Source organism: Arthrobacter sp. TJ-266 (assembly GCF_058269115.1).
Window position 1 is genome coordinate 24,442 of the sequence record NZ_JBZCNC010000009.1, and the last position, 13,092, is coordinate 37,533.

Below are 13,092 nucleotides of genomic sequence, written 5' to 3' on the forward strand. Positions count from 1 at the left end.
TCATTCGCCAGCCGCGCGTTACCTCACCTGGGGCAGTCTCAGAACAATCGTGGGGCGTCGGGGTCGTGACCGGACATGAGGGGCCGGATGATCGATTCATCCCAACCATGCTCTTTGAGTGCGTCGCGTAACTGGCGGGAACGGGCGGCGAAGTTGGCGCGGCCAATGCTGCGCCAGTGCCAGGTGTAGGCGTGGGGGTGTCGTCGCTTCTGCAGTCGGTCCTGGAGGTTCTCAGCCTGGGTCCCCGGGTGGGTGTGGCTGTCAGGTCCGCCCGTAGATCTGACGCACAGAGGCACGTCGCACGCGTGCAGGAGGATCACTTCCGGCGGTAGTTGCTCCCCCGTGAGGAGCGTGTGCGCGTGACGCTGCGGACGGAGGGCCTTCTGCCCCTCGGATGTCTTGATCCAGAAGCGGCCGTAACCGTCGTCCGACACCGCGCCTGTCCACAGCCAGCAGTCATCCGGCCGGGGTCCCTTGATCACCTTCGACCAGAACCTCGCGTCCTCGTCTACGGTCACCAGCTGCTGCGCCATCTGAGCTCGAGCTTGTTGGCGGCGAAGAAGCACACCCCCATGAACAGGAACCCGGGCAGCGCCTGCAGGAAGCCCGGACCGATCCACAACCCCAGCGAGACCAACAGAGCGATGAAGCCAGCCGCCTTACAAAGGAAGATCAGCACGCCCTGACCGGCGACCACTGGATGCGTCAGTGCGAAGATGATCCACCCCAGCAGGGACACAGCGAGGAACGCTGCCATGAAGAAGAAGATGAACATGATGCGCTCCTAGGAGGTCGGTGGTGACGGTGGTGTCGGTGAGGCCTTGAGTAGCGCCCGGTACAGAGTGGTCCGATCGACGTTGAGGCGTTGTGCGACCTCGGACTTGTTCACGTTCGTGTTGATGAGCGCCCTGGCCTCGGCCAGCAGCTCGTCAGTGAGTTTGCGAGGCCGGCCCTTGTACACACCGCGGGCCTTCGCAGCCTCAATGCCGTCAGCCTGACGCTCCCTGATAATCGATCGCTCGAGCTGCGCGAAGGACGCCATGATGTTCAGCTGGAACTCCGCGAACGGATCCGCAGTCCCCGGCGTGAAGGTCACACGCTCTGCGACGAACTCGACAGAGACGCCCTTGCCCGTCAGCTCCCCCACGATCTGATTGAGGTCGATCACCGACCGGGCAAGCCTGTCCATGGAGGACACCACGACGGTGTCACCGTTGCGGGCGTACTTGATCATCTCCGCCAACTCCGTGCGGCCGGCGCGCTGCGCACCTGATTGCTTCTCCTCGAACATGCGATCGACGTCGCCGATGGTGGCGAGCTGCCGGGCAAGGTTCTGGTCCAGGGTCGAGACGCGGGCGTATCCGATCCGCTGGATCTTGTGTTGCGTCATGTCTAGACCCTCGCATGATCCTGTTGCAAAAGCCAGAAAGGGACCCCAAAACAACGCGATATGACCACTTTTGCGCAGTTGCGTATGGGTGTACCCCAACGCCACATCCGCGGGAGAAGGCTCAGAGCTTTGCGATGACTTCTGTGAGGACGATTCCTGCCAGGGCGACGTAGACGGCGGCCGCGATGTAGTTCAACGTGGCTCCAGCCTTAGGTGAGCTCGTGAAGCGTGTGTGGAAGACGCCAGCGACGATTCCGATAGTCCCGTAGAGCAGGACCTCAATGAGCACGTTGACAGCTCCGAGCATCGCCAGTTGAGCACTGACATCATGTGCGTTGCCCATGAACTGCGGTAGGACCGCGAGGAAGAACAAGATCACCTTCGGATTTGTTAGACTCACCAGCACGCCCCGCAGGTAGGGCCTTCCCGTTGACACGTCTACGGCACCGCCGGCCATACGGCGGGCACTGCGAACCGTCAGATAGGCAAGCCACAACAAATAGATGCCGCCAAACACTTTCACCGCGTCCAGCAGGATCGGGGAGGACCGAGCAACCTCCGCTACCCCGATGACGACCAGGGCCGCGTACACGCTCATGCCGGTTCCGATGCCGAGGATCGCTTTCACCGCGGACCGTCGCCCGCCCTCGAGGCCGACGGCGAGCATGTACGCCATGTCCGGACCCGGCGGGATGAGAAACAGCAGGATGACAGCGACGAACCCTGGCAGAACCCCGACATCGACCACAACTATCCGCCCTTCACCAGGGCCCGTCAGAGTACGAACCGTCTGAGCTGGTTCTATCAGGAGCCGATGCGTGAAGCAACCAGCTAAGGTGGTTCCATGCCTATTGGTAGTCCTGACTTCCGCACCGGGAACATCCTGGCCATCCGGTTCACCGGAACCCTGTCGGAGCGTCACGGCACCATGGTGGAACGCCTGCCAACACCAGAGCGCCTCATCGATTGGTTGGACGCGAACGGCCTCGCCGTTCACGCCTGCACTGAGGCTCACCTCGATCTCGCACGAGACCTCAGAGAAGCAATCCACGCCGCGGCGACAGCAGCCGCCCTCGAAGACCCTCTTCCTGCCCCTGCGCTACAGGTCATCAATGCGCGCAGCGCGGAGGGCAGGGCAACGGCCTATCTCACTCCCGAGGGTGGGCTGCGGTGGCGACTCACTCCGACATCGGACCTCGAGGACGCCCTCGGCGTCATCGCCTCCGACGCGATCACCCTCATCTCCGGCCAACATGACGGGCACTTGGCCCTGTGCGCCTCACCTACTTGCCGGGCCGTTTTCCTCGACACGAGCCAAAGCCGCACCCGCCGATGGTGCGACATGAACACCTGCGGGAACCGCCAGAAAAAAGCCCGCTTCCTCGCCAACAAGCAGAACACGACGCCCTCCCCCACCAAACCAGCGTTGTAGACGGTCCGGTGGTGCGCAGCGTGTACCTCGATGCAACAGTCAGAGGTTGGGTGCTGTGGCTAGCATGAGGGTCATGTCGCCCAAGCACTTGAATGCAGCTCTTTCCGCCGTGAGCATTGCAGCTGCAGCCGTCGGCAAGAAAGTCACGAGTTCTCGCGGGGCTACCAGTCCGGGAGCATTCGTTGGTCGCACTGCCGTCATAACCGGTGCCGCTTCCGGTATCGGTCTTGCTCTCGCCGAGCAGATGGCAGCACAGGGTGCACATGTCGTCCTCGCCGATATCGACGCCGACACCGCTGGAGCGCGCGCCTTGGCGCTCAGCGATCAGGGGATGAAAGCCACCGCAGCGGCCCTCGATGTCACAGACCGCAGCGCGTTCAAGAATCTCCTCAAACAGATAGCGACAGAGAACGATGCACTGGACTTCGTCTTCAACAATGCCGGCATCGGAGGAACCCTCTCCTTCCACGAAGCAACGCCGCAGCAGTGGGACCGCATCTTGTCCCTCAACCTCCGCAGCGTCATCGACGGAACCGACCTCGCCTACAGGATCATGCGGGAGCAAGGCCATGGACACATCGTCAACACGGCCTCCATCTCCGGACTCGTACCTGTCCCCTTGCAAACCCTCTACAACACGACCAAATTCGCGGTCGTCGGCCTGTCCACGACTCTCCGACCAGAAGCTGCAGCACACGGGGTGCGCATCAGTGTCGTATGTCCCGGCCAAGTTGCCACCGCTATCTGGGGCACACCCATCCTGGGCGCGAAAAACCCGGCAGCCGTCGCGCCAGCGCAAGCGGTCAGCGCAGAACGCGCCGCGCGATCCATCCTGCGCGGCGTTCAGCGGAACCGACCGATCATCACGTTCCCTGCACCAGCCCAAGCCCTCGCTCTCGGCTACCGCCACCTCCCCGCACTAACTGACCGCTGGCTCAACGCCGAGTACCGGCGTCGAACGGCCTCTTCCTAAAAGCAACCGAACGAACGTTGCCTGGGGTGTACTTGGCGCAACAGGGTCGCTCGTAGTTCGGTCGAAGTAACCGGTCGGGTTCAGAACGGCCAGTGGCAAGATGTAGGTCATGGACGTAAGCCGCGCACCAACAGGAGAACGACAGCGCAAGGCGATACTGGATGCGATCAAAATCGGCGGCGACATTCATGAAAAGCATTTTCTAGAGGTAAAAAGCGCTTTCGAAATCGACTCGAAGGAGGACTGCGCCAAGGTTGCTAAGTACATCCTTGGTGCGGCGAACCGGCCCGTAGAGACGGCAGCCCGGGCCTTCGATGGTTACGCTGTGATGGTCCTCGGGGCCGAAAAAGGCCGAGTGGGCGGAGTTTCTGAGGGCATTGAGATTCTCGCGCTGGAACGAAAAATCGCTGCCTACTTGGGGACAAATGGTCCTCAGTGGGATCTTGAACGATACCCTGCCGACGAGCCCAACAAGGAGGCGTTAATTGTTCTGATCGATCCTCCCCGACAGGGCGACCCACCATTCGTCTGCAGGAAAAGTTATGGAGATAATAAAACTTCCATTCTGCGTGATGGGGATATATACGTACGCCATCAAGGGGAGACAAAGAAAGCCGATTCCGCGGACCTAGACCGGCTGTTCGCCCGTGCGAACCAGCGGGCAGCGACGTTGCCTCAGTTCGAAGTCAGTATCGATAATTCGGTTAACTTCGTCCTACCCTCCGATGAGGTCCGACAGCGCGTTGCGGAAAGGTTGATTGAGACCGCACGGAAAAAGTATGTGAAAACGCAGTCAGGCCTTCCCTCAACCGCAGCGTTCGCTGCGCTACTTGGCGATCACCCGTTGTTCAGCGGCACCGAGATAACTCCGGCACGATTTGAAGCGCGAGCTCAGGAGTGGGAAAGCGAACTTGTTGATGAGTGGCCTGGCATTTTGGATGACCTGGCTGGTGCTGTCCTGACGGGACCGACCTTCAGCATCAAAAATACTGAGAGTCAATTTCTGGAAGCTGTCAGGGTAGACGTCTTTTTCGAGAACGTGAGGGGAATTGATCACACTGACGTCAAGGATCTCGATAAAAACAAGTTGATTCCTCCCGTGATCCGAGCTCGTGATCCTTACGGAATGGCCGGGATTGTGCCATACGACTTCACAGGGTTGCGCGCCGCCCATAGCTCTTACCCGCTGAGCTGGGAGAATGAAAAAGACGGCTTGCGCGTGATCATTCAGCTACCTGAACTACGCCCCGGTACGCCGTGGGTCAGTGATAGCGACGATCTGGTCCTCGTAACCTCTGCGCCCACAGTAAGTGCTCATTGGCGCATTACAGCTCGCGGCTTCGACCAGGTATTCACGGGCAGCCTCTCGGTACTTCTGTCAGAGCCGTACGATTTTTCCGCACTGATGCGCATGACGACGAGTTGAGGTGTCGTCAAGCCCGTTGGGCTCCTCGAATGTCGGGTGACGGTGTACATCGTTGCTTGTCGGCATCGGCTCGTACTGTCCCAGGCATGGGTCAGAACGTACGGTACAAGGCGTTCTACGCGAAACAGTTGGACGACGGATCGAGCGAGCGCTGGCCGTGCACAGCATCCCTGAGTGCCTGGTGCGCAGAGTTGATTATCGGCGTTCGGCCATAACTAGTGTCCGCCTGTCATAGTGTGCGCATGCCGAAACGCCATAACGACGGCCTGTCACCACTTCAGGCGTTCCACCTCATTGAAGAGTCGGATTCCACGAAGCACCTACTTGCGTACGGCATCCGCGCGCTGGAGACAGCCGCCTTCATCCAGACGACTCGCGACCCAATCATGACGATGCTTTCCATCGGCGCCGAGAAGCTGTTGAAACTTGGCCTCGGCCTCCGGCACGTCAAAGACCACGGTGTTTGGCTTCCCTCCACCGTTCTCAAGAACGACTACGGACACGACTTGATCAGAATGGAAGCGGGCTTCCGTCAGGTGATCCGGCACCATGCTGACGAAGCAACGCACCGCCATCACGTCGATCTGCACCTCGCTGCCGTCGACACCGATCCAGTGTGGCCCGCCTTCCTCTCCACCCTGAACCGGTACGGACGACAAGGCCGCTTCTACTATCTCGATGCACTCGCTGAGAACCCACAACGAGAAGAAAGCCCACAGGCCTTCTGGGCCACCGCAGAGCAGGTGGTACTGGACACCGAGCCCCCCATCAACCACCTGTTCCAACGAATGCTTTCCGACGCCGCTCTGGCCGACGAGTTCTACACGAGCCTCAACATGCGGATGGCGAGAAGTTTGCGACGATTCTGGGACCTGGTGGCCATGGCGGCAGTACAGGGAGTGCTCGGCGAACGAGGCAAAGCATGGGGCCACGACATCAAGTTGGTCGGTCGTCAAATCATTGGCGACTGAACAACCAATTCTGACTTACCTTCCACTAGGTAGAAGTGCGCATTCTCGAAGAATGTTCCGCGATACAGTAAATACCAGTAGAGCCTGAGAAGCTCGTAAAGGTCACCCTAGGAGTGAAGCATGGCGCAGCGTGTGCAGATTCAGTTGGTCGATGACCTCAACGGTGAGGAAGCGCAGGAGACAGTTCGCTTCGGCTTGGATGGCACTGAGTACGAGGTTGATTTGACGACGGAGAACGCTGACGAGCTGCGCGCGGCTCTCTCGCAGTACCTCGAGAAGGGTCGGAAAGTTTCCTCCGGCCGTCGAGGGCGCAGCATTTCACGCGGGGCCGCGGGCGGTGCGTCGCGGCGGGATGAAGTCCAGCAAATCCGTCAATGGGCCGAGGGGAACGGCCACAAGGTGAGCTCGCGCGGCCGGATCGCACGGACAATCGTGGACGCTTACAACCAGGCACAAAAGTAGCTAACTGAATGATCCGGTAGTTGGCTCCGCTGGCCTCCTGACCACCCGTGCACGGCTCAAGCCCTCCCCGCTGCGCTGCTTGACCCGCACACACCTGGACAGCAGGAACCGCCCTGACCGCTTGTACACACCCACCACGTCACCATTGTGTTGTCAGCTCACCTCGAGCGAGCGGTGGCCATGCACAGCCTCCGTGAGTGCCTGCTGACGGTGCAGATTCGTTGATTGTCGGCGTGGGCTCGTACTGTCCCGGGCATGGGCCAGAACGCGAGGTACAAGGCGTTCTACGCGAAGCAGTTGGATGCGCGGATTGAGGAGTTCGTGATGCGGGAGGAGTTGATTATGCTCACCGCGGCGGAGCTTGACGTCGAAAACAGCCAGCCGAAGGACTTCCCGGAGCCGCGGCGGGTGTACGCGTGGGTTCGATACCCCTCGAAAGCCATCCGGGTGCAGGCCCACGCGATCGCGTACACGAGGACCGCGGTGAAGATCCGGTTCATCGAACCGCCCATCAAGATCCATCGCGAGGGCTGGGTGTGGCTTAGCGCCGTCACACCGGCGCCGGTCGACCCCACCAAGGCCTGACGAGGTACTACCCGTCAGGAAGCGGAAGCGTCGACGTCCTCACCAGCGGATCGCGCGATCGGCGTCGGTGGGCGGTGCAGCTTCCGGCCTCGAGGCCGGGCCGGGCCGACGTCGATGAGCCCGGGCATCTCTGACATGTACCGTTCCGCCAGTCCTGATGTCGCCGCGTTCGCGTTGATCGCGATGCTGTCGCGGTCCGCGGCGGTGAGGATCTCCGGAAAGACTGTCTTTCGTAGGACGTGGCCTCGTCCGGTCCCTGGTCGCGCCGATGAGTGGTCCTCGAGGGTCCACCCGGTCGTGGTGGCCACGATCGCCAGGACGGCGTCTCGCTGCGGGCTCATGTAGTACCGGCTGCCCTTGCTGCGAACGATGAACGGGTACGCGACGACGAGGACCGGGGCGGCGAAGACCCATCCCACCAGGGCACCGGCAGAGCGGACACACTCCACTCCCCTGCTGTGCGTGGCTCCGTGCCAGAAGCCGCGCGCTAACCACCAGACGAGTCGGACACTGTCGATCGGGCGTGGTTCGGGCGCTCCTGGCACCGCAGGTGGTCGGTAACCGGTCATGGTCGTCCCTTCTTCCCACGGTGGGAACGGCGTTGAGGCCGTCCTGTTAAAAAGAAGGAGACGGAAGCTGCACCACCAGCTTCCGTCTCCGTACTGCTTTTCTTGCTTTCCCCTACACCGAGGAAATCTATAGGGCCCGGTTCTTCTCTTCGGTGAGAGTCCGTCGGCCTGGGCGGAGGGCTCCCGGTGCGACCGGTTCCCACTTCCTGCCCTGGTTGTGCTTGCGCTGCAGGCGCTTCACCTCACGCATCACAGCTGCTTCGATCAAGTCTGTCACAGACCGATACCCCTCGGCATTGCCTGCTGCGAGGAACGCCGCGCGGACCTGGTCCGCGTCGGCCTGGCTGAAGTACGGGGTGAACGACGCAGGCTTATTCTTACTCACTCCGGGCCCCCTCCCCCAGCCTCTTCCCTGATCTGTCCCTCAACCTGTTCCCCTCGAGCTAGTTCTGCCCGGGCCCGCTCGTAGGCGGCGGCGATGTACTCCTCGAGCTTGGTCCGTTCGATGCGCCACTGCCCGCGACCGCCGACCTGAATGGCCGGCAACTCACCTGTCTTGATGAGCCCCATCACCGTCGTGCGTTGCACGTTCAGCTCCTCACCGGCCTGCTGCAGAGTCAGGAACCGCAGCGGCTGCGGCCGCTCGACAGAACCCGTTCCGTCGCTCATGGCGGCGGCTACCGGTAGCCCTGGCCGGCGATGGCATTCTGCGCCTGCGCGAGATGATGACCGAGCTGTCTGGCGAGAGCGGCCGCGGAGGTCAGGTGATCCGTGGCCGTGGCGACCGACTGGACAGGGTCGCGGTCCTCGTACTCGTAGACGTCGTGGGTTTCCAGGGACTTCCCGAGGCCGGCCGCGAGCTGGCCGAGGGCCTGCGAGAGCAGCCACTCGACGCCTTTGAGGCTCCCGAGCACCTTGTAGGCGACCGGGGCCGGGATGGAATGTCCGGGCAAGCTGTGGTGGCAGATCGTGCGCAGCTCCTCGTAGATCGCGTCAGCCGACGACACGATCACGGGGGTCGGTGGCTCGTCGTCCGCCAGTCTGAACTCGTCAAAATCTTCGGTCATGGTGTGATCCTTCCAGAGGCGGTCTTCGTGGGTGCAGGTCTGCTGGTGAGTGAGGGTCGATGATCAGGGGGTGACCGACGGTTGCCGGCCACCCTACGTGTTGATCAGAACGGCGGTTCGCTGTCGGGGCCGTTGCCCCACCCACCGGCACCTGCTGCTGCGGGGGCTCCCCACGGGTCATCCGTGGGCTGCTGCTGCCACGAGTTGCCCGGCTGCGCACCTCCCTGGAACCCTCCCCCGCCCTGGGCGTTACTTCCACCGGCGCCGTTGTTGCCGGATCCGCTGCGCTGAGCGCGGGTGACTTTCGCGGAGGCGTACCGAAGGCTCGGCCCGACCTCATCGACCTCGAGCTCCATCACGGTGCGCTTCTCGCCTTCCTTGGTATCGAAGCTGCGGGACTTCAACCGGCCCTGGGCGATGACGCGTGTTCCCTTCGTGAGGGTCTCGGCGACGTTCTCGGCCGACTCGCGCCAGACGTTGCAGCGCAGGAACAGGGTTTCGCCGTCCTTCCAGTCATTGGACTGCCGGTCGAACGTGCGCGGGGTGGACGCGATGGTGAAGTTCGCGACCGCTGCCCCGCTGGGGGTGAAGCGGAGTTCGGGATCCGCGGTGAGGTTCCCGATGACGGTGATGACGGTTTCTCCGGCCATGATGCTCAACTGCCTTTCGTATGGGGTGCTTGTGTTGTCGGTGATGAGTAAATGAGTGGATTGAGTAAATGAGTGTTTATGGGGCGTCGGGGGTCTTAGCGCGCCAGATTCCCAGCGCGCCTCCGAGGAGGAGAGCACCTTGGGCGGCGTAGAAGAGGGCGTCGGGGCCGGCGAGGAAAGTCCCCCGCGGGACGGCGAGGACTGCGGCCGCAGTGAGGAGGCCGGCGCCTGCGATGCCGATGAGCCAAACCAGGATGACGAAGCCGTCAACGCGCTTCCTCGAGGTGGTGGGTACGGGCGTGGGCGTGGCCATGATGCTCACTTCCCTTCCGCGTTGATGGAGGTGGTCGAGGTGGTGGAGGTGGTGGAGGTGGTGGAGGTGGTGGCGTCGAGGGCGATGACCTGGTTGATCTTGGTGGGGTTCAGGCCGGACCAGTGGTCTTCGCTGCCGTCCTTCTCGTACACCACGACGGGTGCCTGGCTGTAGCCGAGCTCCTCGGTGATGTAGGCCAGAGCCTGGTCGTTGGTGGTGATGTCCACGGTGGTGAACTGGACGCCGGCGGCATCGAACAGTTCCTTCGTCTTCTTGCACCCGAAGCACCCAGTGGGCTTCTCGAAAATGGTGATGGTCATGGCGCTCAGTCCTTGGTTACGTGTGGGTTTTAGTGAGAGTCAACTGCTGTGCTGCTGTTACCAAGTCTACCGCTTATTCATCTGAAAAAAGAGGGTTTACGGCGAAGATTTCAGGTCTATTCTTCATCAATCTGAAGGTATCTTTCCCTTTAGTGAGGGGCGCCGCACCCCGTCCGCGGGGCCGGGGTGCGGCGTCTCTTTCAGCGGGGTCTAGCAGCGGTGAATGCATCCGTAGGGCTTGGTGAACTCGTCGTCCAGCTCCTCGGCCGTGGCTGGCAGGTGGGCCGGGCCGTCTGCTTGTCCGTGCTTCCAGTACCAGAAGACCTCGCGGGTGATCGCCTTGTGGCATGCGTCCTCGCTCCGGTACCAGTGCGTGTAGGTGTCGCCCTCGATGTAGGTCCCGTACCCGTACAGGGTGCCGGTCTCGTCATGGTGGGTGGCGGTGGCGAAGAAGATGTAGGGCCAGGACCCGGCGTCCCATCCGTCGGTGCCCCACGCACCCATGACCTTCCACGGGCTGCCCGTGAGGGTCTCGAGCCAGTCGTACCCGTCGCCTGTGCGATCGTCCACGGGCAGGACCGGGGCGCTGACGGTTTCCTCGGTGTCCTTCGTGGTGGTGCTGACCAGAACCGCAGTGTCTGCGTTCACGGTGTCCTGAGCGTTCTGAGCGTTCATGTGGTGGTGCTCCTGTGGGTGTAGGTGTCTGAGGTCGGGAGGCCTTGGTGACCAGCAGTGGCCTCTCTCCCCCGTTGTTTTTTGCCTGCTGGCGAGCTCGCTCGCTCGTTCCCGAGGGAGCACTGTCAACCCGAAGGGCGAAGGTGGTGGGAAACCTCGAAGGAAATAAGCGACGCAGGAGCGCCGTAGAGGTTTGCCACCAACGACGTCGCGCAGCGATTGACGGCGCGGAGCGGGGACGCATAATCCGAAGGACAGCAGCAAAAAACGTCGTAGACACAACAGGGGTCGGGTGCGACGAAGGAGCGCCCGGGCCCTATCAGGCCGAAGCGAAGCGAGGACCATTGCCCTGGGTGGAGCGCCAGCGGAGGCCAGGGAAGCCCTTGTGCTCGTTGCTGGGACGTGTCCTGACTAGGACGGCCTATCGGCTGTCACCGTGTAGCGCGGATTCCGGGTCATGGTGCTGGGTGTGGCGTGGATGGCGGTTCGTCGCCGGCGACCACCGCTCGAGGTTCGCCCAGCGGCGGCGAACCGCCCCGGCACCTGGGCGCCGGCGCCATCGACACATGAGTGGCACGTGAGCGGCTGTGCTGTGCTGTGCAGGGCGGGTGGCGTCCCGCCCTGCACAGTGCCCCTCAGTGCCCCTCGGTGTTACTAGAAGGGCGTCAGCTCCTCGGCCACCTCTTCAGCCATGAGGTCCTCTTCCTCGGCGTGGACCTCCGCGAACGTTTCGCCGTCGGGCTCGCCGCCGTCCAGCTCGTCGCCCTCTTCACGATCCTCGGGCTCCTCTCCCAGCTCCTCGGTTGGCTTGGTGCTGTCGAGGATGATCTGCTCGACTTCGCTGGTCTTGTACCCCCATGTGACCAACTGCGTCAGGTACGCGACGTGACCTGCGGAGGGTGAGCGCCATGAGTCCTTCGCGATGGTCTCCTCGAACCCTGCGCAGATCAGCGCGATCAGGGACACCTCGGGCCGGGTGGTGGTCTTCGCGACGTGATCGCGCAGCGGGTTCCACCCCCACGTCTCCGTGCCCTCGATCTTCGCCCCGGCCATGGTCGCGGCCACGTCGCCCTTGTAGCCGCTGGCGACCACGGGGTGGTGGGTGAGCGCGTAGGCGGTGAAGTGCTGCCACCCCTTCGGTGCCTGCTTCTTCGCCAGCAACGACTGGACGAAGTCGCGGCGGACGGTCGTCGCGGACACCATGGCCTTGTTGTTCGCGATCAGGGTCCGGCGGTCGGCCTTCTGCTCATCGGTCATCGGTCCGGACGGCACCGATGAAGTCGCTGCGTGCCGGAGGGTGAAGCCAAGGTCCTTCCACCCGGTGACCACGGGAACGGTGAAGACCTCGCCGTAGTAGTTGCTGTCCACGAACACGGCGTTCGCGTCGTCATCGGTAGCTCGTTCGCCGTCCGCGCGGAGCAACCCGCTGGGGCGCACGTTCTCATCGGTCGGGTAGTAGCCGTAACTCTCGTGGTCCACGACGGTGGTCCCTGCCGCTGCCAGCTCTGCGAGGAGCTCGACGCGGGCCTGCTCGCGGGTGCGCCTGTCCCGCAACTGCTGGGCGGCGTGCGCGAGCATCTCAGGATCACCCTCGATCACCGATTCCAGCTCCTCGGTGGCGTCCGCATCGCCCTCGAACTCGACCAGCACGAGAGCTTCCTCGATGGTCCGGCCCCTCGTGAGCGCCGCCTCCCCCGCTGCGCTCTTCTTGGCCTTCAACGCGCCCTCGACGGTCGTTTTGGCGCGTCCGGTCTTCTTCGCGATCTGCGCCGCGCTCACTCCCAGCAGGGACAGCTGGTGGAAGGCGTCGGCCTCGTCGGCGTCGGTGAGCGCGGACCGCTGCACGTTCTCCACGACCTGCGTGGTGATCCGCTCGGCCTCCTCGGGGCTGCCGACGACCATGACCGGGATCAGGGCCGTCTTGGCTTCGACCGCGCCGAGGGTGCGGCGCTGTCCCATGAGGACGTGGATCGTGGTGGTGCCGTCGCCGTTGTCGCGGGGGTGTGCGATCACGGGTTCGATCACGCCGTGCTCTTTGATACTCGCGATGAACTCCGGGGTCAGGGCGGCGTCCTTGCGCACGTTCACGTCCACGGTGAGCGTGCGGGGGTCGAGCATTTCCAGCGTGGGGCTGGTGGTTTGCTTCTCGTTCATGTGGTGCTCCTGTGGGTGTAGGTGTCTGGGGTCGGGAGGCCTTGGTGACCAGCAGTGGCCTCTCTCCCCCGTTGTTTTTTGCCTGCTGGCGAGCTCGCTCGCTCG

19 protein-coding genes are annotated in these 13,092 nt (G+C 62.8%); 6 read left to right on the forward strand and 13 right to left on the reverse strand.

All coding sequences use genetic code 11. The features are described 5' to 3' along the window. Window positions 1-38: 38 nt before the first annotated feature. The 4 genes from AC4D12_RS16695 to AC4D12_RS16710 form a co-directional block, all read right to left on the reverse strand. Entirely contained in the window at window positions 39-533 is a 495-nt protein-coding gene (locus tag AC4D12_RS16695) for a hypothetical protein (protein WP_490951087.1), read from the reverse strand. Continuing rightward, entirely contained in the window at window positions 515-775 is a 261-nt protein-coding gene (locus tag AC4D12_RS16700) for a chemotaxis protein (RefSeq protein WP_490951088.1), read from the reverse strand. The genes AC4D12_RS16695 and AC4D12_RS16700 overlap by 19 nt, the downstream gene beginning before the upstream one ends. 9 nt (window positions 776-784) lie before the next feature. Then, on the reverse strand, window positions 785-1,390 hold the full coding sequence (locus tag AC4D12_RS16705) for a recombinase family protein (protein ID WP_490951089.1): 606 nt from the start codon (window positions 1,388-1,390) through the stop codon (window positions 785-787). A 121-nt stretch (window positions 1,391-1,511) separates the two neighbouring features. Next, entirely contained in the window at window positions 1,512-2,138 is a 627-nt protein-coding gene (locus AC4D12_RS16710) for a LysE family translocator (protein ID WP_490951090.1), read from the reverse strand. 96 nt (window positions 2,139-2,234) lie between these two features. On the opposite strand from AC4D12_RS16710, the gene AC4D12_RS16715 reads away from it, so the two are divergent. The 6 genes from AC4D12_RS16715 to AC4D12_RS16740 all read left to right on the forward strand — a co-directional run bounded on the left by AC4D12_RS16715 (window position 2,235) and on the right by AC4D12_RS16740 (window position 7,239). Further along, a complete protein-coding gene (locus tag AC4D12_RS16715; RefSeq protein WP_490951091.1) occupies window positions 2,235-2,822 on the forward strand; it encodes a CGNR zinc finger domain-containing protein in 588 nt (195 codons plus the stop codon). Window positions 2,823-2,895: 73 nt separating this feature from the next. Next, window positions 2,896-3,795, forward strand: coding sequence for an SDR family NAD(P)-dependent oxidoreductase (locus AC4D12_RS16720; protein ID WP_490951092.1), 900 nt, complete (start codon window positions 2,896-2,898; stop codon window positions 3,793-3,795). Between the two features lie 109 nt (window positions 3,796-3,904). Next, window positions 3,905-5,221 (forward strand): hypothetical protein, encoded by a 1,317-nt coding sequence (locus AC4D12_RS16725; protein ID WP_490951093.1) that lies wholly within the window; start codon window positions 3,905-3,907, stop codon window positions 5,219-5,221. Between the two features lie 242 nt (window positions 5,222-5,463). Further along, a complete protein-coding gene (locus AC4D12_RS16730; protein WP_490951094.1) occupies window positions 5,464-6,192 on the forward strand; it encodes a hypothetical protein in 729 nt (242 codons plus the stop codon). Window positions 6,193-6,312: 120 nt separating this feature from the next. Then, window positions 6,313-6,654, forward strand: coding sequence for a histone-like nucleoid-structuring protein Lsr2 (locus tag AC4D12_RS16735; RefSeq protein WP_490951095.1), 342 nt, complete (start codon window positions 6,313-6,315; stop codon window positions 6,652-6,654). 255 nt (window positions 6,655-6,909) lie between these two features. Next, the gene (locus AC4D12_RS16740; protein WP_490951096.1) at window positions 6,910-7,239 is read left to right on the forward strand and encodes a hypothetical protein; all 330 of its coding nucleotides are present in this window, start codon (window positions 6,910-6,912) and stop codon (window positions 7,237-7,239) included. Between the two features lie 14 nt (window positions 7,240-7,253). Here the strand turns inward: AC4D12_RS16740 and AC4D12_RS16745 are convergent, their stop codons facing one another. The 9 genes from AC4D12_RS16745 to AC4D12_RS16785 all read right to left on the reverse strand — a co-directional run bounded on the left by AC4D12_RS16745 (window position 7,254) and on the right by AC4D12_RS16785 (window position 12,987). Continuing rightward, window positions 7,254-7,658 (reverse strand): hypothetical protein, encoded by a 405-nt coding sequence (locus AC4D12_RS16745; protein WP_490951097.1) that lies wholly within the window; start codon window positions 7,656-7,658, stop codon window positions 7,254-7,256. 277 nt (window positions 7,659-7,935) lie between these two features. Continuing rightward, window positions 7,936-8,193: a ParB family protein gene (locus AC4D12_RS16750; RefSeq protein WP_490950941.1), complete on the reverse strand. Its 258-nt coding sequence runs from the start codon at window positions 8,191-8,193 to the stop codon at window positions 7,936-7,938. Continuing rightward, entirely contained in the window at window positions 8,190-8,477 is a 288-nt protein-coding gene (locus AC4D12_RS16755; protein WP_490951098.1) for a helix-turn-helix domain-containing protein, read from the reverse strand. The genes AC4D12_RS16750 and AC4D12_RS16755 overlap by 4 nt, the downstream gene beginning before the upstream one ends. Window positions 8,478-8,485: 8 nt before the next feature. Further along, window positions 8,486-8,875, reverse strand: coding sequence for a hypothetical protein (locus AC4D12_RS16760; protein ID WP_490951099.1), 390 nt, complete (start codon window positions 8,873-8,875; stop codon window positions 8,486-8,488). Between the two features lie 104 nt (window positions 8,876-8,979). After that, complete coding sequence (locus AC4D12_RS16765; RefSeq protein ID WP_490951100.1) at window positions 8,980-9,525, reverse strand: single-stranded DNA-binding protein; 546 nt, start codon at window positions 9,523-9,525, stop codon at window positions 8,980-8,982. A gap of 76 nt (window positions 9,526-9,601) precedes the next feature. After that, window positions 9,602-9,838: a hypothetical protein gene (locus tag AC4D12_RS16770; RefSeq protein ID WP_490951101.1), complete on the reverse strand. Its 237-nt coding sequence runs from the start codon at window positions 9,836-9,838 to the stop codon at window positions 9,602-9,604. 5 nt (window positions 9,839-9,843) lie between these two features. After that, window positions 9,844-10,158: a glutaredoxin family protein gene (locus tag AC4D12_RS16775; RefSeq protein WP_490951102.1), complete on the reverse strand. Its 315-nt coding sequence runs from the start codon at window positions 10,156-10,158 to the stop codon at window positions 9,844-9,846. A 210-nt stretch (window positions 10,159-10,368) separates the two neighbouring features. Then, the gene (locus AC4D12_RS16780) at window positions 10,369-10,833 is read right to left on the reverse strand and encodes a hypothetical protein (protein ID WP_490951103.1); all 465 of its coding nucleotides are present in this window, start codon (window positions 10,831-10,833) and stop codon (window positions 10,369-10,371) included. Between the two features lie 654 nt (window positions 10,834-11,487). Next, window positions 11,488-12,987, reverse strand: coding sequence for a ParB/RepB/Spo0J family partition protein (locus AC4D12_RS16785; RefSeq protein WP_490951104.1), 1,500 nt, complete (start codon window positions 12,985-12,987; stop codon window positions 11,488-11,490). Window positions 12,988-13,092 lie beyond the last annotated feature (105 nt).

Bases quoted from the DNA above. Each gene is read 5' to 3' on its own strand.
- AC4D12_RS16755 (WP_490951098.1), bottom strand. From the start codon at position 8,477: ATGAGCGACGGAACGGGTTCTGTCGAGCGGCCGCAGCCGCTGCGGTTC.
- AC4D12_RS16760 (WP_490951099.1), bottom strand. From the start codon at position 8,875: ATGACCGAAGATTTTGACGAGTTCAGACTGGCGGACGACGAGCCACCG.
- AC4D12_RS16715 (WP_490951091.1), top strand. From the start codon at position 2,235: ATGCCTATTGGTAGTCCTGACTTCCGCACCGGGAACATCCTGGCCATC.
- AC4D12_RS16720 (WP_490951092.1), top strand. From the start codon at position 2,896: ATGTCGCCCAAGCACTTGAATGCAGCTCTTTCCGCCGTGAGCATTGCA.
- AC4D12_RS16775 (WP_490951102.1), bottom strand. From the start codon at position 10,158: ATGACCATCACCATTTTCGAGAAGCCCACTGGGTGCTTCGGGTGCAAG.
- AC4D12_RS16740 (WP_490951096.1), top strand. From the start codon at position 6,910: ATGGGCCAGAACGCGAGGTACAAGGCGTTCTACGCGAAGCAGTTGGAT.
- AC4D12_RS16700 (WP_490951088.1), bottom strand. From the start codon at position 775: ATGTTCATCTTCTTCTTCATGGCAGCGTTCCTCGCTGTGTCCCTGCTG.
- AC4D12_RS16765 (WP_490951100.1), bottom strand. From the start codon at position 9,525: ATGGCCGGAGAAACCGTCATCACCGTCATCGGGAACCTCACCGCGGAT.
- AC4D12_RS16785 (WP_490951104.1), bottom strand. From the start codon at position 12,987: ATGAACGAGAAGCAAACCACCAGCCCCACGCTGGAAATGCTCGACCCC.
- AC4D12_RS16695 (WP_490951087.1), bottom strand. From the start codon at position 533: ATGGCGCAGCAGCTGGTGACCGTAGACGAGGACGCGAGGTTCTGGTCG.
- AC4D12_RS16735 (WP_490951095.1), top strand. From the start codon at position 6,313: ATGGCGCAGCGTGTGCAGATTCAGTTGGTCGATGACCTCAACGGTGAG.
- AC4D12_RS16770 (WP_490951101.1), bottom strand. From the start codon at position 9,838: ATGGCCACGCCCACGCCCGTACCCACCACCTCGAGGAAGCGCGTTGAC.
- AC4D12_RS16730 (WP_490951094.1), top strand. From the start codon at position 5,464: ATGCCGAAACGCCATAACGACGGCCTGTCACCACTTCAGGCGTTCCAC.
- AC4D12_RS16780 (WP_490951103.1), bottom strand. From the start codon at position 10,833: ATGAACGCTCAGAACGCTCAGGACACCGTGAACGCAGACACTGCGGTT.
- AC4D12_RS16705 (WP_490951089.1), bottom strand. From the start codon at position 1,390: ATGACGCAACACAAGATCCAGCGGATCGGATACGCCCGCGTCTCGACC.
- AC4D12_RS16725 (WP_490951093.1), top strand. From the start codon at position 3,905: ATGGACGTAAGCCGCGCACCAACAGGAGAACGACAGCGCAAGGCGATA.